We start from the raw sequence: 20233 nt of genomic DNA on the forward strand, positions 1-20233 counted from the left end.
GGATATTGTCAGGGGGGTAATAAATGAATTATAATTCAAGAAAGATACGGAGTTACTAGTTTTGATATATGAAATGGAACACGTTTATTGATGAAGAAATCAAAATAATATAATTCACATAGTGCATTATATAGTGGATGATGTAAAAGACAATTTACAGAGACCACAGATTGCAAGGCAATCTATGACAAATGGTGTAGTGTATTTCGAATATCCTGTTCACTAATATCAAAAAATTTCTATTAGTAAGATTATGGATCATATTAATGAAGTTATTACATATGCAATAGTGTTATTAATGTCAAATGGATAATAGCCGTTAATTATGGAATAAAAAATACATGTATTGACACTATGGTTGTTTCGATAAGGTGTTTTTGAGTGCATAAAGTGGATATGGAATTTAATCAGTAATTGTGTTATATTATATTCGATAAGAGATGTTACAATATTGCTAAAATTTTATCAGGAGGTTGTTATGAGCGAGATTCTGGATATTTATGATGCAAAGATGAATCACATCGGCGTGGCAAATCGTGAAGATGTCCATAAATTGGGATATTGGCATCAGACGTTTCATTGTTGGATTGTACGCAATGAAAACGGGAAAAATTATGTGCTTTTTCAAATAAGGGATAAAGAAAAAAGTGTTGCTCCGAACAAATTAGATATTACAGCTGCTGGGCATTTAAAAGCAGGGGAAACGAAAGAAGATGGCCTTCGTGAGTTAGAGGAGGAGCTTGGAATCAGGGTTAATATCGAGCAATTGCATTATCTTGGAATTCGAATTACTGCATCAGAAAATTCAAAACAAATCAATAAAGAATTTGCACAAGTGTATATGCTTCATGATGATACACCCATGGATCGATATACTCTTCAAGAGGGTGAAGTTGCTGGGTTGGTGCAGATAGAGGTGTCAGATGGATTACGTCTCTGTGCACATGAAGTAGACAATATCCCATGCACAGTTTTTAGACCAGATAAAAATGGTGTTGATGTAGAACAAAGTACTGTCGAATTTGGGCAATTTATTTCTAGAATTGATTCTTATTATTATAAAATTTTTATTATGGCTGAACGCTATTTTAAGGGGAGTCGTTACCTTAGTATTTGATAAAAGGGGGAAGTTATGTGCTTCTCATATTGAGACATTTGGAATCTAATAAAAACACCCATAGAAAGTTTTCTTCTTTAGAGGATTGCGAAGAGTTGACTAGTATTGGTCGGTGTATGGGTAATGAAATTGCTGAGTATATTGCAACATTTGTTGATGCCCACTCTTTCAATGTGAAAAGAGTTTACTGTGCGAATTCAGCACGAGCTATTGAAACTGCAAAAATAATTGCAGACAAATTAGGTGTCGAAATTTGTGCATTTGATGAACTACGTTCAAACAATAGTGGTGAACTTCGGGGTAAAAGCGAATCTGAAGCACAGAGAATAAACCCAACTTTTATGAAACAGTTAAAGCTGTTTCGTGCTGGAATATATAGTTCTTATGATTTTGTTAATGTCCTTAATCGTGAAGATAAGCATGATTTTGAAAATAGAGTGAATCTTTGTTTGGAGAAAATACTTACTCAGGATTTAGGTACTCTTAAAATAGTTGTTTTACACCACTCATCATTGACTGCAGCAATTATTCATTTTGCAAGAAAATTTTATAATTATCCAAAGGATTATTATGGACATGTTGCTTGTGAGCTTGGGAATATATACTTAATAGGTGATGATGATATTTTACTGTGCAACGAGCCTGTTTCCATGCTAGGAGATATTGAAATATTATGAAGTTAGAGCAAATACTATCTTGTCCGGAGTCATCTTTACTTTACATGGAAAGAATGGTTAATGATGGCTCTCCAAGTAAATTTTCTTTTACATATACCACGTCAAAAGAAACCTGTCCGATTTATGTTGAAAAATTCTCACTTTGTTGCGTGAAAAGTGATGAGACAGACTTTGTTACATTTGGCAAATGCAATTATGATTTCTTTAATGACGATTTAGTATTACTTCATCCCGACTGGAAAAAAGAAAAAACTCAATTTTCCACAATTGACACAAATATTCAGGTGATTCCTACATCTAGTTCTAGAACGGTCAAAATTCTTGATCAAGATATATATATTAAACTGTCTTACCCAGGAGTGTTAGGTAGAATTACCCGAGAACTCAGAACAGAACATATTCTTTCTAGTATTGATATTACAAATGCTTTTTTTAAGCTTATTGAAGCAAATTTAGTACCGAATACATTTGCTTTCTTCCCAGAATATTGCGGAAAGCTATTTAAGCAAGAGAATGGTGATATCGGATATGTTATTAGAGATGGAAAACCTGTTGGTAGACAGTGTAAACGAATTCGAGCGCTTATTCCCGCTTTTTCACTGTTCTCATCAGATCGTCAATTTAGTGATGTACCTCTGATTATCCAGATTCTTTATCATAAAAAGAACAAAATTGACTATCTATTGGAGCAATTAATTTACCCGATTATTGACTGCTATTTTTCATGTGTATTTAATGGCGGAATTCAACCTGAAATGCATTCACAGAATTTTTTAATCGGTATTGATACGGATTTAAATGTTGTTAGCATTGTATTGCGGGATTTAGAGTCAGCAGATAAAGATTTAGTAATAATGAACCGACTTGGCTTTCCTTTTGAAATGAAGAGTTACCCATATAAATTTATTGATGAAAAGCAAAATAATTATTTGATTAAACATAGTTTTATGTATGACCATAAACTTGGAGAGTACTTCTTTGATGAGTTACTGAAATGTGTCCAGAAATATGAGGTGGCACAGATAGATACGATGCAATCTTTGATTAAGGCATATGTTAAGAAACAATATGGATTTTTGCTTGAATATTTTTTCCCAGAGAATGGGAAGTGGTATAAATTTGAAAATATTTTAATTGACCGAACACAAAATAGCCGTCCGTATATTAGTTTCTCAAACCCTAAATATAGATAGATTAAGAGGAAGTATTATGCATAAGAATATATTTACAAACAAAAAGGTAAAAGAAATATTAAAGCACCTATGTGAATGGGGGGCTAGTGGACTTATTGGCGCCATCATAGGAATGTTTTTTTCCTTAAATTATTTTAAGGCTTTTATAATTACGATTATTTTTTCTGTGATAACCTTTATTGTTTTAGTGATTCTTAGCTGTTTTGATAAAAAATATGATATTCTTGGAATTTTAAAGGCTGAAATTTCAGCGGGGAACCATCCTACCGTGATTCAAATAGGATACACCTTAAGCCGCCCACTTCATCTAAGCGGGCGTTACGCCATGAGAGAAGCCATTGGACATCAAACCCTTAATGCTTGCAGAAAACTGGATGCGAGTCGTAAAATCCGTATAAATGATACTAAAGTATCTGTTCGATATATTGAGGCTAAAACTTTGATTGATGATCTAGGGTGGAACGTTTATCTTTTAGGTCAATCTGATGTTGCAATCGAAAATATTGAAACAGGTATTGAAATTGCAAAATCTCTTTCCGAATATAAATTAGTTGTAAAGGGTTATAGACACATTCTTGGAATCTGCGATGCAATTAATAATAAAGAAAAAAGAGATAATGCTGAAGCTTCCGCTCGCACCATTTTAAATAGTCAAGAATATCGAGCGACATTCTTAACAGATGAAGCATACCATCATGCAGTTGCTGAGTTCAATTATGCTTATGCTAAAACTTTGATTGATGAAAACTCAGATAAAGCGTTGGAAATTGCTTTAAATGTCCAAAAAGTGTTTTCGGCAGAACAAACAGAGGATATGGATCGATATTGCAAGACCTTTGATCTGATTGGTGATATATATGCTTATTCTGAAAAGCCTGAAAAGTTAAAAAAGTCAAGGTCAGTTTACTTAAAAGGTATAACAGAGTGCGAGCGACACGGTAGATCAGAAAGATTAATTAGAATTGCAATAGATTATATTAATTTATTACTTAAGATGATGCGTGTCTGTCCAAACATCTTTGGCTTCTCTTCGTGGGAGCAGCAGATTGATAAAGAAGAAAAAGATATATATGGTCCTATGTCAAGATTTAGTACAAGTTAAAATGAGGTTTTCCTCATCTTAACTTGCCATAAGCAATTCGTCTTTCTGAATTCTACGATACAGTTCTTCATAATCATTTGGAGACATATAGTCACAATGGCTATGAATACGTTTTGTATTGTAGAATGCTTCCAGATATTCGAAGACCAATCGGTACGCATGATCATAATCGCGGATTTTGAAGCGGTTCAGCCATTCACGTTTGATCAATGAATGGAATGATTCAATACATGCGTTGTCCCAAGGATAGGCTTTTTTCGAATAGCTACACTGTATACCGGCAGTTATTCTCTTGTATTCTTTGGATACATACTGGCTGCCACGATCGGAATGCAGAATCAATGGTTCTTCGATTTTACGTCTTGCTTTAGCTTTATTTATTGTTTCAATCACGCAGGATACTTCCAGTGTTTTAGAAAGTGTCCAGGCAATGATTTTTCTGGAATATAAATCCATAATACTGGTTAGATAAACAAATCCGTCTATCGTCCAGATATATGTGATATCAGAACACCAGACAGCATTTGGGCGTTCCGGATTAAACTGTTCATCAAGGATATTTTGCAATTCGCTACTGAAGTCAGAATCTTTTGTGGTAATAGTCCATGGTTTTACCCATTGTGCTTTGATTCCCATTTGCCTCATGTATTTACCAACTGTACGTTCAGAGATTACTTCTCCTGATTTTCGCAGTTCTTTGGTAATCTTTGGGGCACCGTAATTCTGTTTTGATTCAATATAAATATCCTTGATTTTGGCTTTTACCGCTTCACGACGCTGTTCAGCGTTTGAAGGAACATGTTTTAGCCATGCACGGTAACCAGAACGGGAAACGCCGAGATATTTCAACATTCCGGAGACAGAAACCCGGCGTCCAGCCTTATGGGCAGTTTCTGCCTTCTCAGCAACTTCGAGATAAATGGCTTCCGTCATTTTCCCAGAATGTTGATTGCTTTTTTTAGTACATCAAGAGCGTCCTGTGCATCACGAAGTTCACGTTTTAATCGTGCGATTTCTTTTGCTTCATCAGAAGCATAATTACCGGAACCACGGCATTCAATATCACCTGTCTCACGTAGCTCCTTTTGCCAACGTGATAATGTTTGTTGACTGATTCCTAAATTTGATGCACAGCCCTGCAGTCCTAAGTCTCTGTGATCATGATAATACTGGACTGCATCCAGTTTAAATTGTTTGTCATAGTGCTTTGCCATAATGAGATCCTCCTTCAGTGCGGTACCTACATTGTACCATGAAATATTAGATTAGGAATTCTCATTTTGACTTGTACTATTTATATTCTAGCACCAATATGACAAAGCCAGAATTTGTACTGAACGTGTTGAAAATAAAAATCTTATGCAAAAATTAAAACAACAACACAAAGATTATTTAAAAAATCGAAAAAGAATGCGCAAAGAACATCGGCATGGAAATTGACAGGTATTTACTAAACATTGAAAATTGTTATGATGCTATGTTTGGTTTTGTGTTTATTTTTGTGAAATTATCTGCTTGACATGTTGGTATCGGGATATGTGAGGAGGCATATGTGTATTGATCATGGCAATATTCTGATGTTTTATAATGAGTCTGTGTACTGATTGATTAGCATTTTTTTGAAGAAGATGATTTATAAAATACAACAGGTTGATATAGTGCTATATTGTCATCGTTTATATTTGAATTATACGTTTTTTGATTATCTTTTCACACAATAAGTAGTAAAAAAAACTCTAATTGTTGCAATCTTACTTTTTACAGTTTTGGGTTGATATTTTTTATGAAGTGTAGAAATATATTCATTTATAGCTGTTTTACTAGTAAAATCAGGATATTTCAGCATGAAAGTGTAAAATTGAGCTAAGTCAATGCGATAAGCTTTGATGGTTTTTTGTCTAATGTTTTTATGGTTTCACAATCTCATAAATATTTTGCAATTAGTGTTTCTAAATTTTCCATGAACAGTCACTCCATAACTTTTTTATTGTTAATTAGGAGTGCCTGTTCATAAATTGTCGATTGCTAATCGGGGAAAAACTGATTCAGAATTTCGATAGTTTCTTTCGCAGTAAAACCCCAGAGAATGGTACTCAGCGCTTCTATCGCAGCGTGACGTTTCCGGTAATAGGTACGATAAGAGATATTGCTGATATGCGGTTCGAGCTTTTCAAGGATCTCATCCGTGTTTTTCAGTTCCTGTGGAGACAGGAATGCATAATAGAGAATCCAGTAATACTGTTCTCCGTGCTTATGATTGTTACGGAGAAGATCAATGGAAGAATCTAATAGCTTTAACATCTTGTTACTCCGCTCAATGCTTTTTGCCCTTTCTGCTATGTCAGTTCCGGATAATTCTACCCCTGCAGCATAAACGGAATCTAAAAAATCATCCACACTGGTTCCATATTCCATACGGAATTGCGCTTCTAACTGCCGGACCACTACCTTCAAGCTGTATGTGGCATCCCGGTATCTTCGCAGAAACTTGTAAGTGTCGTGGAAGCGGGGATCTTCTTCAGGAGTCGCATAGCTTTGTTTTTTGTTTCTAGCCATTCTATTCACCTCCTTTCGCAGTAGCCATATATGTTTCAGCAGGCAGGCTAACGGCAGGTTTTTCTTCTGGCGTGACAGTCAGTTCAAACCGATATGTAGCCTTTCCGTAAGGACAGATAATATTTAGTGTATATTGATTTACTGTATCTATGCAGGCTGATAAAGGAGATAATATATACCTGGTTTTGGAGCATTCGCAGCACGGAATCCCCTGTGTTTGCAGTAGTTCTGCGACTTTTTTGATGATAAATTTCATGTGAGAAACCGGAACGCAGGACTTATTTTTTGGAACGGTGATTTGTTCTTCTGTGACAGTTTCTGAAACGCAGACATTTTCTTCGGTTTCAGGTATGTGGATTGGCAGTTGCATGTTCATAGCGATTTCCTCCTTGTCTATCATTACATCACTGATGTCAAACATGACAGACAGGTAGTAGTTAAGATAGATCATGCTGCCATGTTTGCCTTTGAAGCTGACAAGAGTGATGAAGTTTAACTCTTCAAATTTTTTCAAGATACGTGATATAGTGGTTTTTGAATGTCCCCAACGTTCTCCAAGTGACTGGAAGCTGGTTAGGGGATTACCTGTGTTATTTCGGTAATATACAACAGGTGCAGAGAATGAGCCTTGCACGGTTGGATCATTGTATATGGCATGAATCCACATATCCAGTAACATATCCATCTCTGAGCATTTCCCCAGGCTGATAAGTTCATGGACTTTTGCAATAGGGAAAAAGAAAAATCCATCATCCTTTTTGCAGGGACAGTTGTATTCCAGAACGGTATTGTCCTTTGCCCAGTCAGTGATCTTAAATTTTACGATTTTCTTATTTCCAAGAAGAGAGTATGTAATGCAATTTTGCTTCACCAGAAAATCTAAAATAGAGATTGCCTGATGCTGGAACCGGCAGCGAAACCATGTTTGAAGATCTGAAAGGGTACAGATCCATTCGCCGGGACCTACCATGTAGGTGATGTGTTCCATTCGCCGATAAGACGAGCGGTAATTGGCATAAGAGCAAAGCACGATATAGTAAAAAAGAAAAGAGCCTCCGTTTGTGCGGATGCTCTTGTCAGCGATAAGCGATTGTATAAAATCTCTGTAGATTCTGCAACGTGGGAAATCCACGATTTGTTTTATTTCTAATTTATAATCCATAAAATGCCTCCATTATATGCTTTGTAAAATTGTATTAATGTGTTAAAATAAGGTTGATTGAAAACTGTTTTTTAAACGTTCCCTGCTAATAATCCGGTGGTCGTACCGGCTTCGAATCTGATGCTGGCTAACGATTTGCTAATTTCATATCAGAATATTAGAGGATACGAGAGGAAACTTGAGGTTATTTCCTCCCGCTTAAATTGGCAAATTACCCAGGAAATTCAAGGGTCCATAGGGTATAAGAGGAGAGTAGGCTACACGTCAGTTTATTGCATTGTTTTTTCTCCTAAGCGCTAGCTGTGGGTTCGATTCCCGCAGGGGACGGTTGCAAACAAAGCGGTAATGATTAGCAGAAAATGCTATGTCATGAACCGCTTTTTTGTTTTCAATGAGATGAAAAAAAGCAGGACGGGAATGAATTTCCAGCTAATTTGAAGTGATTTTCGTTAGCTGACAGCTAATCCAAAATACTGTTTTGCAAACAGGAAAAAATACGATTCCTGCTAACATCGGGGTTCGGTCTTATTAAAACCTCAGATTGGGGATGTAAAACAGTGTAAAAAGGAGTAAAATCCTTTATGGAATAAACACTCTGCTAATTTTGGTTAGCTGAAACAATAGATTATTTCATTAGCTACAGCTAAGTCAAAGAAACCTCCACTGGAGCTTCCTTTGACATGCTAAGGCATGGCAAGCGAGATGCTCGTTTGGATCAGATTCAATAAAAAAGAATCTAATCTGAACGGGCTTTTTAGTACCATAAAAGTGTAGTAGTTAGAGAGTAATTAACTCTGACATCTGCACTTATTTTATTATAATAGGGAAAGCAGTTGGTATGGCATGGGCTTTTTTGGATTTTTAACATCCGTCAATAAAACCGTCAACCAACCCCTTATTATAAATATTCGCTTAGGCAGGTTGATACTCTATGAGAGCTTTCGTGTAACGAACTAAACTGAATCGTAATAAGTGTGGATGGTTTTACTGATTGCTAATAAAAATGTACCAAGGTAGTAGGAGGTTATTATGATCAGTGTAGGAATTGATGTGGCAAAAGGGAAAAGTACGGTATGCATACTGAAACCTTATGGGGAAATTGTCAGCAAGCCGTTCGACATCTCCCATGTAGAAAAGGATTTGGGGGAACTCGCGGCTATGCTTCTAAGGTTTGACGATGAAGTAAAGGTTGTTATGGAGGCAACTGGCATCTATCATCTTCCAGTCCTTACCTATTTACAGGAAAAAGGACTGTTTGTAGCTGTTATTAATCCATACTTGATGAAGGTATACCGTAGCGGAGATCTTAGAAAAGCAAAGACAGACAAAATCGATTCCAGGATTATTGCTAATTATGGCATTGAACACTGGTTTACAATGGCAGAGTTCAAAGCATCGGATGATGTGTATGGGGAACTGAAGATGCTGGGACAGCAATACAGACACTATATGAAACTGCATATCATGTCTCTGCATGAATTGACGCATTTGCTGGATTATACAATGCCTGGAATCAAGGGTATGCTTGCAAGTTGGAATGAAGGAAACCGAAAGGATAAACTGAGTGATTTTGTTGAAAGGTTTTGGCACTATGATACTATCACATGTCTTAGTGAAACAGAATTTATAAAGCAGTACATGTCCTGGGCAAAAGAAAAGAAATACCATCAGAGCCAGGACAAGGCGCAAGCCATATATGCCCTGGCCCGTGAAGGCATTCCTACCTTATCTTCAGAAACCCCATCCGTCAAAATGCTGGTAACTGAAGCGGTCCGAGTGCTCAAAGAAGTTGATGCAACTCTAAGCATAATCTTATCACGAATGCAGGAATTAGCAAAGAGCCTGCCGGAATATTCCATTGTGAGGGGGATGGGAGGCGTGGGAGAAGTTCTGGCACCAAAGCTAATTGCAGAAATTGGTGATGTTAGAAGGTTCCATAGCGGAAAGGCTTTAATAGCATATGCGGGAATTGATATTCCGCCTTATGAATCAGGGCAATTTGTTGGTTCTAATCGAAAGATAACTAAACGTGGATTGGCGGCTCTGCGTAAAGTCGGCTATGAAACCATGAGATGTATAAAAACGCACCCAAGACCAGATGATCCAGTTTACCAGTATATAGTCAAAAAAGAAGCTGAAGGCAAAAAAAGCTGCTAAAATAGCAGGGCTGAATAAGTTTCTCAGAATATATTACGCACGAGTTAAAGAAATCTATACGGATATAAAATAAATATCAAAATGAAAGACTGCAAAAAGGCTGCCTAAATGACAGTCTATTTGTTGTACCTAATTTTATGAAAGAAAAATATTTTAAAAACCTGCAAAAAACTATTGACTTTTCTTAGCAGGTTTTGTTGCCAAGCATGCGATAAAAACAGTCCAGTGGACTGTTTTGCAAACAGGGAAAAATATGATTCCTGCTAACATCGGGGTTCGGTCTTGTTATAACTTTGGATTGGGGATGTAAAACAACGTAAAAATGGTGGATTCCAATTTTCAAAGGGAACGGATCAGGAAAGAAGCAGAAATTAAAAGATATAGTATATTGTGAATGCCGATTGTAATGAAAGGCAATGAAATCCCCATTATAAGAATTGATGCGAGAAATAACAATCACAAGTCTGATGACGGGGGAAAATAGCCCTGCACAAAAGGATAGTTTGAAGAATGGAAATAAGTTTTTTCTTGAATTTATTCAAACTACACTTTTGTGTGGGGTGTACTAATTTGGAATATGATAGACTGTTGTAAATGAGAATACTAAAGGAATGGAGGATGGATATGAGGGTTCCGTTAATAAGAACATTGGATGCAAATGAAAATGCATCAGGATATAAGTTATTTCCTTCAACAGATGGTTTGGCAAAAATAAAAATGGAGGAAGATGATGGAACAGAAATTAAAGAGTTTTCGGTTGACCGAGTAGAATGTCGTAGTTTTGGTGCAAAGTCTGAAATAGATTTCTGCATGGATGGTGTTGGAACAAAAAGCTGGACAGTGTCGGTGACAAAAAAGAGAATCATTGTATGGAACGCGGCATCTAAAGGATTGTTTGGAAAACCAAAAGAAAAGAGTGGAAAAGCTACAGGCGGACATCTTTTGTTTGAATCACTTGGATGGCTTAGTACATTTTGCGGACCACAAGGGAAAAAAATTCTTTTGTGTGTTTGTCTGCGGAAGGATCAGTGTAAAAGTGCGTTGGCGATTAGTGGAGATGAAGCAAGTATGAAGAAATTACTTATAGCACTTCACGGAATGGCAGATACATGGATAACAGAACATAATATGAAACTGAGACAGGAAGGAGCAGATGAAAAACAGAACAAGGCATTGGAGGCGTGGGAAAATTTTGTTGACAACGCCTGGAGCAATGCTACAGAAGAAGAGTCAGTAATGCTACCGGTAAAAAGTATGAAATTTGTGGCAAATAGTCAAATGGATGAGAGGAGATAAAAATAATGGCACGTATTAAAACAGATTCAACGGAGTTAGTTACAGATAAAAGTTTACAGCAGATTGCAAATGGAATTAGAGAGGCTGCATCAGTATTGAATGCACAGGTAGATGAACTGAATGATGATCCACTTGGAAAGTTTGGAGACAAGTGTGATATTGAGGTTGTATTATCAGGAAACGTTGGATTGTTCTCCGGATTAAAACATTTTAGACCGGGCGGGGCAAATAATATTTGGGGAGTTCAGGTGTTTGTTTCAGATTTAGGAGATAAACGTCATATCGAATTGATTGCTTTAGGAGAAGGTGTGTTTGCCGGCGGGTTATTTAGTAATGGTGCCGGTATCTTGAATTTGGGAGTAAGTAAGGATAAACGTGACAAAATCATTTCTTATCTGATTTAAAAATTGGAGAGAAGGGGAAAAAGAAATGCTGGATTTTTATCATGAAATTGCTGGTCTGGAATCCGAAATGACATTAAATGAATTAAAGCAGGAGCTTTTGAAACAGGAAAAAGTGTGGACGAAGCGTCAGGTAAATACGCCGGAAAAAGCTACAAAAATGCTTTCTATTATATTTGATGCAAAAAAAGCTTTTGAAACAGAATCGTCACGAAAGAAATATGATCGTGAACTGGAATTGAGTAAGAAGGAAAAGACAATTGACCCAGATGAGCAGCGAAAAGCAAGACTGAAAGAATGGACAGATAAGGCGAGAACTTTTTATGAAGATCATCAGTTTGAGCTTGCAGGTAATGCTTATGAAAAAGCAAGGGTATCGGAAAGTCCGGATGGAGAAAATGCAGATTTTTATAACCTGGGATATAATATTTTTTGTGAATTAGGGAATTTTTATAAAGCACTGGAGTGTACAGATAAAGAAGTGATTGCGGAGCCGGATAATTGTCGCTCTTATTTTGATAGGGAATATGTGCTGAGGCAGATGGCAATTCAGGAAGCACAGAACAGCCGGGTGGTTGGCAGTGCAAATCCGTATTATGACAAAGCACTAAATGCGAACCAGAAGTTATGTGATATGGCTCAGAAATATGGCATGACGGAACTTTATGCAAATGCCCTTGGACAAAGGGCAAGCATTCTCTATTCGTGTGGAGAGTATACGGAAGATAATTGTGAAGAAGTTCAGGAATATGCAAACAAATCTATTAGTTTGGGAGCGACAAATGGCGTTGCAAATGAAGTATTGGAGGCAATGAAGCCGGAACTGGAAGAATATAAAGAACGTAACAACTACATAAGGCAGTTAGAAGAGCAGACGGCAAATTATAAAAAGCGTCAACAGGAAGTAAGAGGATCTTCTAAAATGGGAGTGCTTGTTTTTGTTGTATCTGTGGTACTGGCATATTTGACCAGCGGTGTTGTATTTCCAATCTCTACGCTGATAGCAGCAGCCGGAATTGCCTATGGATGTTATAAATCTGCACAGGGAAGAAGTTCACTTGTATTGGTTTGTAGTGTAATTTGGTTATTCGCTTACAGCATAATGCGATCTACAAAACTTTATACGGTACTGGGATATGGAGCGGCTAGCGCGGCTGTAGTTCAGAAAAAATTTATATGTAATATTGTGTTCCTGATTGTGATTGCTGTGGCGGCCAATATTGTTGGAAAAATGAAAAAAAATAATCTGTAAAGCCGACAGTAATTTTGATGTCGGCTTTTTTTGAAAGGGAGAAACTGTGGAAAATTTGTTGGAGATATGTGAGAAATTGTATATAGGAAATCCGCCGACAGTAATGGCTGATTTTATAGGGAAAGGAAATATTTGGATCAGCAATACATATGAGGATGGAGTGACGGATCTGGCAAAGATTGTCCTATATAAGGCAATTATGGAGACAGCGCCAGGACAGTTATCTATTATAGGGTATGATAGTGACTTGTCCGGAATATTTGCGCCGTTTTCCTCACTTTCTTCTGGCGGACAAAAAATCATGGAATTTATTCAGGATGAAGATGAATTAAAAGAACGATTTTTCTATCTGCGGCAACAGATTCAGTCGGTACAAAATGCAGTTCAGGGAAGAGCTGAGTCCCTTACTGAATTCAGAAGAATGGCAAATCGCCCGATAGAAGGCTATACGTTGGTTGTATTGGCGATGGACATGGGAACGATTGACTCGAAAATTTTGTCTTCGATGGCTACTCTTATGAGAAGCGGACCGGAATGGGGGTGTTCATTTCTTATAATTTCGACAACTTATCTCTGTATTCAGGGAGCAGATGGAAAAGAAACAGAATTTCATGTTGAATCCATTGCACCGAATATTTCAATTCTAGAAAACAATCAGGAACGAGTGAGGCTGTTGAATACGGATCAGTCTGCCATACCAGAAGTTTTAAAAGCAGAAACGATTATTCGAGATTGTGATTTGTTTATGGATAGGGTCAGAAATGTGGCGCTTCCTACTATAAAGTTTGAAGAATTACATGATTTTCATTCTGTGTGGAACAAAAGTTCAGTAGATGGACTACAGTTTTCGATAGGAAAATGGGGCATTAATGATGTACATATTATCATAGGAGATGAGATTAATCAAAGGCATAATGCGATTATAACAGGTGCAGTCGGGCAGGGAAAATCAAATCTGATTTCTGTGATTATACATAGTTTATGTCTTCAGTATTCACCACGGGAATTGCGCTTGTATCTTTTGGATTTTAAAGAAGGAGTTACGTTTAAGTCATTCTCCAATATCGGAAAGGAGGAGTATCTGCCACATGCAGAAGCACTTGGTCTGGAAAGCGATGTGAATTTTGGGTTGGCAGTTCTGCATGCTCTTTATCAGGAATATCAACGAAGAATGAAGATTCTAAAAGAAAAAGAGTATAAAAGTATTCGTGAACTCCGAAAGAAGGAACCGCAGACGAAAATGCCAAGAATCGTAGTTATTATTGATGAATTTCAGATGATGTTTGGCGATGATATTCAAACAGGAGAAAAGATTGTAGAAATATTAGAAAAATCGGTAAGACTTTTCCGGGCAGCGGGGATTCATTTTATTTTGGCATCGCAGACACTTGGCGGAAATCTTGTTTTGGCACAGAAAAGGGATGCAATTTTCGGACAGGTTCCAATTAGGATCGCATTAAAAAACACCTTATCCGAGTCTATGCAGACGTTGGCTGTAAACAATCCCGCAGCAGCATTTCTGCGTCCGAGAGAAGCCATTGTGAACTTGGATTATGGAGAAGTTTCACAGAATAAAAAATGTGTAGTGGCATTTGCTGATGAATCGGTTTTGACTCCGCTGCGATATCAGTGGTGGGAAAAAGCCAAAGGAGAATATCGAGCGCCTTACGTATTTGAAGGAGAAAAGAGAATTATGATTTCTGATAGCATTTCGAATGTGATAAAGAAAAAATGTGAGAATTCGACTCCTTCGGCATTTTTCGGTGAACGAATTTCTATCAGAGGAGAAGCAATCGGAATTCCGATGCTCATGGAACCAGGAAGAAATATTGCAGTAATTGGAGCTCCGGACGGAGAATGTAATCAGGCAGTCGGTATGATGGAGAGCATGGCAATTTCATTGGCGGTTCAACATACAAAGGGAGATGCAAGATTTTTGTTCTGCAATTTTACAAATACAAAAATTATTTTCTCAAAACAATATCCACATTTTTCAAAATTGATGGAGCAATGTGGATATTATCTGGAAGATATTCCGTGTAGACAGTTTGAAGAGACACTACGAAATTTGATGGAGGAAAAAACGGAAAATGAGACTGTTTATATGTTTGGAATAGGAATGGATAAATGGGGTTATGAACCAGATCCATATGGACAGGGAACAGTTTTAAAAGAGTTTGTAGAGAAGGGACCATCTGAAGGACTTCATTTTTTTGGATGGTGGGTGAAAGCATCTTCTTATACAGCACAGGTTGCTGGATTTGGAAACTCGGATGCATTTAATACCAAGATTTTTCTAAGGGTAGATGAGAGAGCGGTACAGTCTTTGACTTCACCTTTTGTACGATGGAAATCTCAGAACAACCGAGGGCTTTTATCAGATTCTGTTGAACTGGAGGAAGAGCTGGTATTTATTCCTTACGCACCTGTTACATCAGATGATGTGCTGAAAATAAAGGCGTACTTATATGAAGCAAATTAGAAAATAAAAAGAATTACGGGAGGTAACTATGTCACAAATTCAGCAGCTTGCTGCAGCAATAAACGTATCTGTTAGACAGATAGACGAACAGATAGCGAAGCTTGGAAACTATCAATCTAAATTGGAGGAAATGGCTCAGCGTGTGGATTCTGCATTGGGAAATGAAGATTCTGGAGGACGGGAGATGTTGAATCAGATTTCCATGACAAAACAACAATTGGATGAAACGATAAATCAGCTTCGGGTCGCAGGGGAAAAACTCCGTCAGATTCGTTTGGTTTAACTGAAACATGTATAGTAAGGAGAAGATAAAAAAATGTCAGTAGAAGAAATTATAAAGGAAGTAGTAACTATTAAAAATGTATCAAACGAGCTTTCGGGTATGACGGCTTCAAGTGCACAGACACTGCTTCAGAATAATAACCAGGTCATGGCTTTGGTTAAGGGGAGCAGAACCGGACAAGATGCTGTTTCAGCAGTTTCTGTAGCAGCGAGATCCCTCCAAAATGCAGCAGCTGTCATTAAGATACTGGGAACAAAGTGTGACAATTGTATTGCTGATTTGTCAAAATAACAGTGAAACAGATGGAAAGAAACAATAAAAATAAAATCAGGTTGAAAAATAGTCTACATTATGAGCTGGAAAGTAATATTTCTAATCTCAGCCGAGAAATAACAGAAATTCAGAATACAATTGTACTACTTGATGAGTTGATTGCAGGAGAGAGTTCTTTTGAAAGAGGACATATCACAGATAATTGTATCCACGCATCAGAATGTCTGGAAAGAGCAATACGGATGCTGCGGAAAGGTCAGGAATATGTTCGTCAATTGGATACAGGAGATGATGAAAGATGAACAGTATAGAACAGATTGTTCGCCAACTGACAGGAATAGATTCAAGATCAGACGGACATATTAGCAGGATGGAAAGAGAGAGAAGTTATATTCTGGAAAATATGGATAAGATTCAGAGTGTATTCGGAAATCAGCCGGCAGGACAGGAACTTGTGAAACAGTTATATGGAGTAATTAATGAGGTGGTCATGGCTGACAGTGCGATGAATGAATTGAAATCAGAGATTCGCCGGCTGTGCTGCAGATTTCAAAGATAGGAGTAATTATGTTGGAGAAAGTATATGGAATTGACTTAGGTACTACGAACTCCGCAATTGCAATTTTTGAGCGGGGAGAAGCGAAGATATTGAAGAATATGGATGATGACGAGGTGACACCTTCTGTTGTAGTATTTACAGGTGTGTCATCAGATGGAAAGGATGAATTCCTCGTAGGTGAACAGGCAAAGAATATGGCAGCAGCATGCCCGGAGCAGGTGGTTCAGTTTGTGAAGAGGAATATGGGGAACCATGGTGAGATATATAATTTTACAGCACCAAGTGGTAAAGATTATACGCCAGAGATGATTTCTTCGTTGATTTTAAGAAAAATATGTAAAGATGCGGAGCAGTATGATGGAGAGAATCTGGTGAAAGATGTAGTGATTACGGTTCCGGCGTATTTTGATGATGCGAAACGAATTGCTACAAAGCAAGCAGGTGAAATCGCAGGTCTTCATGTGTTGAGAGTGATAAATGAACCTACGGCAGCAGCAATAGCATTTGGGCTGGATCATTCCTATCAGGGAAGAATTCTGGTATATGATCTTGGCGGCGGAACATTTGACGTAACAGTGATGGATGTAAAAGACGGATTTTTTGATGTGATTGCGACAGGCGGAGATCCGCAGCTAGGAGGCATTAATTTTGACCAGAAATTAGTAGAATTGATTCGTGAACAGCTGGAAGAAAAAGGATGCACTGTGGATGACGAAGATGATGCAATTATGGCTGACATACGCGAAAAAGCAGAAAAAACAAAAATCCAGCTTTCAGGAGTAGAACATTCCAGACCGTTTTTTACTATTCAGGGAAAGACCTATCGTTTGGATATTTCCAGAGAGAGTTTTGAAGCAGCATCCAAACCGTTGATAGAACGTACCCAATTCATATTAGATGATGTAATGTGCGAAAAAGGAGTTATCTGGGAAGAAATTGACCAAGTACTTATGGTAGGAGGTTCGACAAAAATGCCCATGGTAAAAAGGTGGTTGGAACAGATATCTGGTAAAGAAGTGGCGTATAAAGTAGATCCGGATACGGCAGTTGCCAAAGGAGCGGCAATATTTGCAAGCACGCTAAAGGAAGAAAGTGGCTCTAAATCATCGGTGATTCCGATGGGGCTGAAGAGCGGAGAAGATAAGGAAGAAGGAATCGCAAAACTGGTAATTTCGGATGTTACATCCCAGTCGTTGGGAGCGGTATCATGGGATACCGTGTTAAAAAAAGAGGTAAATACGGTCATTATTCCGAACAATACAAAGATTCCGGCAAAATGCTCGCAGGAATTTATGACATTGGAAGATAACCAGACTTCACTTAAATTACAGGTGACAGAAGGGAATGATTCCGAATTGGAATATGTGAAAATTATCGGTGAAAGTCTTTTGCGGATCCCACCATATCCAGCGGGCTCTGGTGTAAAAGTTATTTACGCTTATGACCCGGATCAGACTGTTTTTATTGAAGTTATTGATATGGTTACCAATAAAAGTCTGGGTACTTTTGAAGTCGAGAGAACATCGAATCTTTCAAATGAAGAAATGGTTCACGCAACGGACATTGTCTGTAAAACAAATGTGGAATAGAAAATGGAAGGTGGATATATGTCTGAACAAGAATATGAAAAAATCCTATGTGAAATGAAAGAAGAATTAGTGGGAATGAAGGATTTGTTTGTACGCAGGCTTTATGAGGATAAGCAAAAAACAGAATTAATCCGGATTTTAACGGAGCAGATTCATTTTACGGTGTTGGAACCATTTATTTCAGATCTGATTTTGGTGTTAGATCGTCTGGAAAGTTCAGAAGATGAATTTTCCTGTTCTGTGCATGATGAGATATATGATATTCTCCACCGAAGAGGAGTAGAAGAAATAGATACGAGAAAAGAATTTGATCCTTCTGTAATTAAAATTGTGCGTGTGGAAGAAAAAAATGGAGTCGATAAAATGGAGATTGAAAAGGTTATTCGTAAAGGATATCGAACTGTGGGAAAAGTATTACGGTCTGCAGAAGTGGCAGTTTTAGTTCCAGCACGGGAAATAGACAGTTCTAAACAGGAGAAACTGTAATTTGCATAAGTTGTAGCATGATGATGGAATACTAGCATTTCAATCTATTTCCCAAAGGAGAGTCATCATTATAAATAAAAATGCTATAATGAACGGAGAACTTTTTATATCTGGAGGGAGTTTATGAATGAACAGAACTGTAGAATTTTAAATTTAATAGGTGCCACTATATTATTGTTAGCGGTTTCTGCATATCGTCAGCTTAGTATAAGATATTTACAGGGAGATTTTGTACGACCATATATTGTTTATGCAGTATATATATTTCTTCTTTTGAACTGGCAGTATTTTATCAGCACAAAGATTACACAGAAGATGATGAGTTTCCATCTTACTGCACAAAATATTGTCTGTATCTTTTATATCACTGTTCGCTTTGTACAGGATGCATTTCTCTATGTAGACGTTCAGCTAATGCGTTTTACTGGATACTTCATTCATATATTAGTGGTACTGGGGCCTTTGTTTGGCTTGTATGGTGCATTTTATCTTGGCAAATCTGAGGATTATCGTATTAACAGGAAATGGTATATGTTGTTGATTCCTGCTTTTGGTTTGATTGCGATGGCTCTGACAAACGAATACCACCATTTTTTATTTTATGTAGTACCGGAAGAACCGCAGCCGAACCTATATTTTCATCCATACATCGGAACATATCTTACATATTTATGGGGATTGGGGATAGTTTGTTATCAAGTGTATGTAATCTATAAACGTAACGAAGCAATTAAAACGGACCCGCTCTATAAAAAGCTGATTCCGTTTTATGAACCAATATTACTTCTTGTGTTTAGTATTCCGTATGCAGCGACTGCTTACGTAATACGGTTTGAAATCGTCGAATTATCAGCCGGACTTATTTTTATAGCAGTCTTATGTTGGAATTTATACATATTCATTGGGCTTATACCGGTGAATACTTGTTATGGTAAGGTGTTTCGAAAATCAACAGTGGCAATGCAGATTCTTTCGTCGGATGGTACGCCGATTGTTATTTCTGAAAATGCATCCAATATTACACCGCAAGTGTTGGAAATTTTAAAACGGAAGAAACGCATCCTTACCAGTGAGGATATAGAAATGAATATTCATAATATTTCAAATGGCTACATGATTTGGCAGAATGATTTGTCTGAAATAAATCAGGTTTTTCGTAAGTTACAGAATTTAAATATAGAACTAGAACAAAAACAAGATCTGTTGGCTCAGGAAATTCGCATTAAATCTAATGAAGCAAACATTCAGGTTAGAAATGATATCTATGATCAGCTTACCACTGAATTGTCCAAACAGCTTTGCTTATTAGAAAAATTGTTGCCAGAGGAAGAACACCCGGGAAAATGGGATAAAATTAGTTTGATAGGGACATATATTAAGCGGTTTTGCAATTTGCAGCTTACTTATCAGGAGAATCAGATGATTCCAAACAATGACTTACGAATTAGTTTGGAAGACATGGCAAAATGTATGAGAAATATCGGCCTAGATGTAAGACTTATCTTTTGTCCGACAAAGCAATTGGAGCCGCAATGTATTTTGTACGCTATGAAGAGGTTAGAAGAAATATTAGAAGAATCTGATTTTCGATTATCGGCAATTTCTATCTGTGTAAGTGACGACGTTTATTTTGAGAAGAAGGAGTAAT

20 protein-coding genes and 1 pseudogene are annotated in these 20233 nt (G+C 37.3%); 16 read left to right on the forward strand and 5 right to left on the reverse strand.

What is annotated here, in order from left to right:
* Nucleotides 1-478: 478 nt before the first annotated feature.
* From ACQRBH_RS14130 to ACQRBH_RS14145, 4 genes are read left to right on the forward strand one after another with little or no spacing between them, the layout of a single operon-like run.
* Nucleotides 479-1117 carry an NUDIX hydrolase gene (locus tag ACQRBH_RS14130; RefSeq protein WP_427762204.1) on the forward strand — a complete coding sequence of 213 codons (639 nt, stop codon included), beginning with the start codon at nucleotides 479-481 and terminating at the stop codon, nucleotides 1115-1117.
* A 17-nt stretch (nucleotides 1118-1134) separates the two neighbouring features.
* Nucleotides 1135-1794, forward strand: coding sequence for a histidine phosphatase family protein (locus ACQRBH_RS14135; RefSeq protein ID WP_427762205.1), 660 nt, complete (start codon nucleotides 1135-1137; stop codon nucleotides 1792-1794).
* Nucleotides 1791-2987 (forward strand): hypothetical protein, encoded by a 1197-nt coding sequence (locus tag ACQRBH_RS14140; RefSeq protein ID WP_427762206.1) that lies wholly within the window; start codon nucleotides 1791-1793, stop codon nucleotides 2985-2987. Before ACQRBH_RS14135 ends, ACQRBH_RS14140 begins: the two co-directional genes overlap by 4 nt.
* Before the next feature lie 16 nt (nucleotides 2988-3003).
* A complete protein-coding gene (locus ACQRBH_RS14145) occupies nucleotides 3004-4089 on the forward strand; it encodes a hypothetical protein (RefSeq protein ID WP_427762208.1) in 1086 nt (361 codons plus the stop codon).
* 18 nt (nucleotides 4090-4107) lie between these two features.
* On the opposite strand, the gene ACQRBH_RS14150 is transcribed toward ACQRBH_RS14145, so the two are convergent.
* The 5 genes from ACQRBH_RS14150 to ACQRBH_RS14170 form a co-directional block, all read right to left on the reverse strand.
* Nucleotides 4108-5022 carry an IS3 family transposase gene (locus ACQRBH_RS14150; protein ID WP_427762209.1) on the reverse strand — a complete coding sequence of 305 codons (915 nt, stop codon included), beginning with the start codon at nucleotides 5020-5022 and terminating at the stop codon, nucleotides 4108-4110.
* Entirely contained in the window at nucleotides 5019-5303 is a 285-nt protein-coding gene (locus tag ACQRBH_RS14155) for a transposase (RefSeq protein WP_009245215.1), read from the reverse strand. The genes ACQRBH_RS14150 and ACQRBH_RS14155 overlap by 4 nt, the downstream gene beginning before the upstream one ends.
* A gap of 488 nt (nucleotides 5304-5791) precedes the next feature.
* Complete coding sequence (locus ACQRBH_RS14160; protein WP_427762226.1) at nucleotides 5792-5992, reverse strand: phage integrase N-terminal SAM-like domain-containing protein; 201 nt, start codon at nucleotides 5990-5992, stop codon at nucleotides 5792-5794.
* 122 nt (nucleotides 5993-6114) lie between these two features.
* Nucleotides 6115-6645 carry a hypothetical protein gene (locus ACQRBH_RS14165; RefSeq protein WP_427762211.1) on the reverse strand — a complete coding sequence of 177 codons (531 nt, stop codon included), beginning with the start codon at nucleotides 6643-6645 and terminating at the stop codon, nucleotides 6115-6117.
* 1 nt (nucleotide 6646) lies between these two features.
* Nucleotides 6647-7807, reverse strand: a complete 1161-nt coding sequence (locus ACQRBH_RS14170; protein WP_427762212.1) for a MarR family transcriptional regulator — start codon at nucleotides 7805-7807, stop codon at nucleotides 6647-6649.
* A gap of 1029 nt (nucleotides 7808-8836) precedes the next feature.
* Between ACQRBH_RS14170 and ACQRBH_RS14175 the strand changes: the two are divergent.
* The 12 genes and pseudogenes from ACQRBH_RS14175 (at nucleotide 8837) to ACQRBH_RS14230 (ending at nucleotide 20232) form a co-directional block, all read left to right on the forward strand.
* A pseudogene (locus tag ACQRBH_RS14175) lies at nucleotides 8837-10037 on the forward strand (IS110 family transposase).
* Nucleotides 10038-10588: 551 nt separating this feature from the next.
* Complete coding sequence (locus ACQRBH_RS14180; protein ID WP_297872941.1) at nucleotides 10589-11260, forward strand: hypothetical protein; 672 nt, start codon at nucleotides 10589-10591, stop codon at nucleotides 11258-11260.
* Between the two features lie 5 nt (nucleotides 11261-11265).
* Complete coding sequence (locus tag ACQRBH_RS14185; protein WP_297872942.1) at nucleotides 11266-11664, forward strand: hypothetical protein; 399 nt, start codon at nucleotides 11266-11268, stop codon at nucleotides 11662-11664.
* Nucleotides 11665-11689: 25 nt separating this feature from the next.
* Entirely contained in the window at nucleotides 11690-12913 is a 1224-nt protein-coding gene (locus ACQRBH_RS14190) for a hypothetical protein (RefSeq protein WP_427762214.1), read from the forward strand.
* A gap of 46 nt (nucleotides 12914-12959) precedes the next feature.
* Nucleotides 12960-15395, forward strand: a complete 2436-nt coding sequence (locus ACQRBH_RS14195) for an FtsK/SpoIIIE domain-containing protein (protein ID WP_297935361.1) — start codon at nucleotides 12960-12962, stop codon at nucleotides 15393-15395.
* A 28-nt stretch (nucleotides 15396-15423) separates the two neighbouring features.
* Complete coding sequence (locus tag ACQRBH_RS14200) at nucleotides 15424-15678, forward strand: hypothetical protein (protein ID WP_297872945.1); 255 nt, start codon at nucleotides 15424-15426, stop codon at nucleotides 15676-15678.
* 33 nt (nucleotides 15679-15711) lie between these two features.
* Nucleotides 15712-15969 carry a hypothetical protein gene (locus ACQRBH_RS14205; protein WP_297872946.1) on the forward strand — a complete coding sequence of 86 codons (258 nt, stop codon included), beginning with the start codon at nucleotides 15712-15714 and terminating at the stop codon, nucleotides 15967-15969.
* An 11-nt stretch (nucleotides 15970-15980) separates the two neighbouring features.
* A complete protein-coding gene (locus tag ACQRBH_RS14210) occupies nucleotides 15981-16253 on the forward strand; it encodes a hypothetical protein (RefSeq protein WP_297935358.1) in 273 nt (90 codons plus the stop codon).
* A complete protein-coding gene (locus ACQRBH_RS14215; RefSeq protein WP_297872948.1) occupies nucleotides 16250-16510 on the forward strand; it encodes a hypothetical protein in 261 nt (86 codons plus the stop codon). Before ACQRBH_RS14210 ends, ACQRBH_RS14215 begins: the two co-directional genes overlap by 4 nt.
* Before the next feature lie 8 nt (nucleotides 16511-16518).
* Nucleotides 16519-18099, forward strand: coding sequence for an Hsp70 family protein (locus tag ACQRBH_RS14220; RefSeq protein WP_297872949.1), 1581 nt, complete (start codon nucleotides 16519-16521; stop codon nucleotides 18097-18099).
* 18 nt (nucleotides 18100-18117) lie between these two features.
* Nucleotides 18118-18585 carry a nucleotide exchange factor GrpE gene (gene grpE / locus ACQRBH_RS14225; RefSeq protein WP_297872950.1) on the forward strand — a complete coding sequence of 156 codons (468 nt, stop codon included), beginning with the start codon at nucleotides 18118-18120 and terminating at the stop codon, nucleotides 18583-18585.
* Nucleotides 18586-18708: 123 nt separating this feature from the next.
* Complete coding sequence (locus ACQRBH_RS14230) at nucleotides 18709-20232, forward strand: hypothetical protein (RefSeq protein WP_297872951.1); 1524 nt, start codon at nucleotides 18709-18711, stop codon at nucleotides 20230-20232.
* The last annotated feature ends 1 nt before the right edge of the window (nucleotide 20233 follow it).

Source organism: Bariatricus sp. SGI.161, assembly GCF_050313695.1.
GTDB lineage: Bacteria > Bacillota > Clostridia > Lachnospirales > Lachnospiraceae > JAFBIX01.

Excerpts from the sequence above, each read along its gene's own strand:
- ACQRBH_RS14130 (WP_427762204.1), top strand. The coding sequence starts at position 479 with ATGAGCGAGATTCTGGATATTTATGATGCAAAGATGAATCACATCGGC.
- ACQRBH_RS14140 (WP_427762206.1), top strand. The coding sequence starts at position 1,791 with ATGAAGTTAGAGCAAATACTATCTTGTCCGGAGTCATCTTTACTTTAC.
- ACQRBH_RS14145 (WP_427762208.1), top strand. The coding sequence starts at position 3,004 with ATGCATAAGAATATATTTACAAACAAAAAGGTAAAAGAAATATTAAAG.
- ACQRBH_RS14150 (WP_427762209.1), bottom strand. The coding sequence starts at position 5,022 with ATGACGGAAGCCATTTATCTCGAAGTTGCTGAGAAGGCAGAAACTGCC.
- ACQRBH_RS14155 (WP_009245215.1), bottom strand. The coding sequence starts at position 5,303 with ATGGCAAAGCACTATGACAAACAATTTAAACTGGATGCAGTCCAGTAT.
- ACQRBH_RS14165 (WP_427762211.1), bottom strand. The coding sequence starts at position 6,645 with ATGGCTAGAAACAAAAAACAAAGCTATGCGACTCCTGAAGAAGATCCC.
- ACQRBH_RS14170 (WP_427762212.1), bottom strand. The coding sequence starts at position 7,807 with ATGGATTATAAATTAGAAATAAAACAAATCGTGGATTTCCCACGTTGC.
- ACQRBH_RS14180 (WP_297872941.1), top strand. The coding sequence starts at position 10,589 with ATGAGGGTTCCGTTAATAAGAACATTGGATGCAAATGAAAATGCATCA.
- ACQRBH_RS14185 (WP_297872942.1), top strand. The coding sequence starts at position 11,266 with ATGGCACGTATTAAAACAGATTCAACGGAGTTAGTTACAGATAAAAGT.
- ACQRBH_RS14190 (WP_427762214.1), top strand. The coding sequence starts at position 11,690 with ATGCTGGATTTTTATCATGAAATTGCTGGTCTGGAATCCGAAATGACA.
- ACQRBH_RS14200 (WP_297872945.1), top strand. The coding sequence starts at position 15,424 with ATGTCACAAATTCAGCAGCTTGCTGCAGCAATAAACGTATCTGTTAGA.
- ACQRBH_RS14205 (WP_297872946.1), top strand. The coding sequence starts at position 15,712 with ATGTCAGTAGAAGAAATTATAAAGGAAGTAGTAACTATTAAAAATGTA.
- ACQRBH_RS14210 (WP_297935358.1), top strand. The coding sequence starts at position 15,981 with ATGGAAAGAAACAATAAAAATAAAATCAGGTTGAAAAATAGTCTACAT.
- ACQRBH_RS14215 (WP_297872948.1), top strand. The coding sequence starts at position 16,250 with ATGAACAGTATAGAACAGATTGTTCGCCAACTGACAGGAATAGATTCA.
- ACQRBH_RS14220 (WP_297872949.1), top strand. The coding sequence starts at position 16,519 with ATGTTGGAGAAAGTATATGGAATTGACTTAGGTACTACGAACTCCGCA.
- grpE (WP_297872950.1), top strand. The coding sequence starts at position 18,118 with ATGTCTGAACAAGAATATGAAAAAATCCTATGTGAAATGAAAGAAGAA.
- ACQRBH_RS14230 (WP_297872951.1), top strand. The coding sequence starts at position 18,709 with ATGAATGAACAGAACTGTAGAATTTTAAATTTAATAGGTGCCACTATA.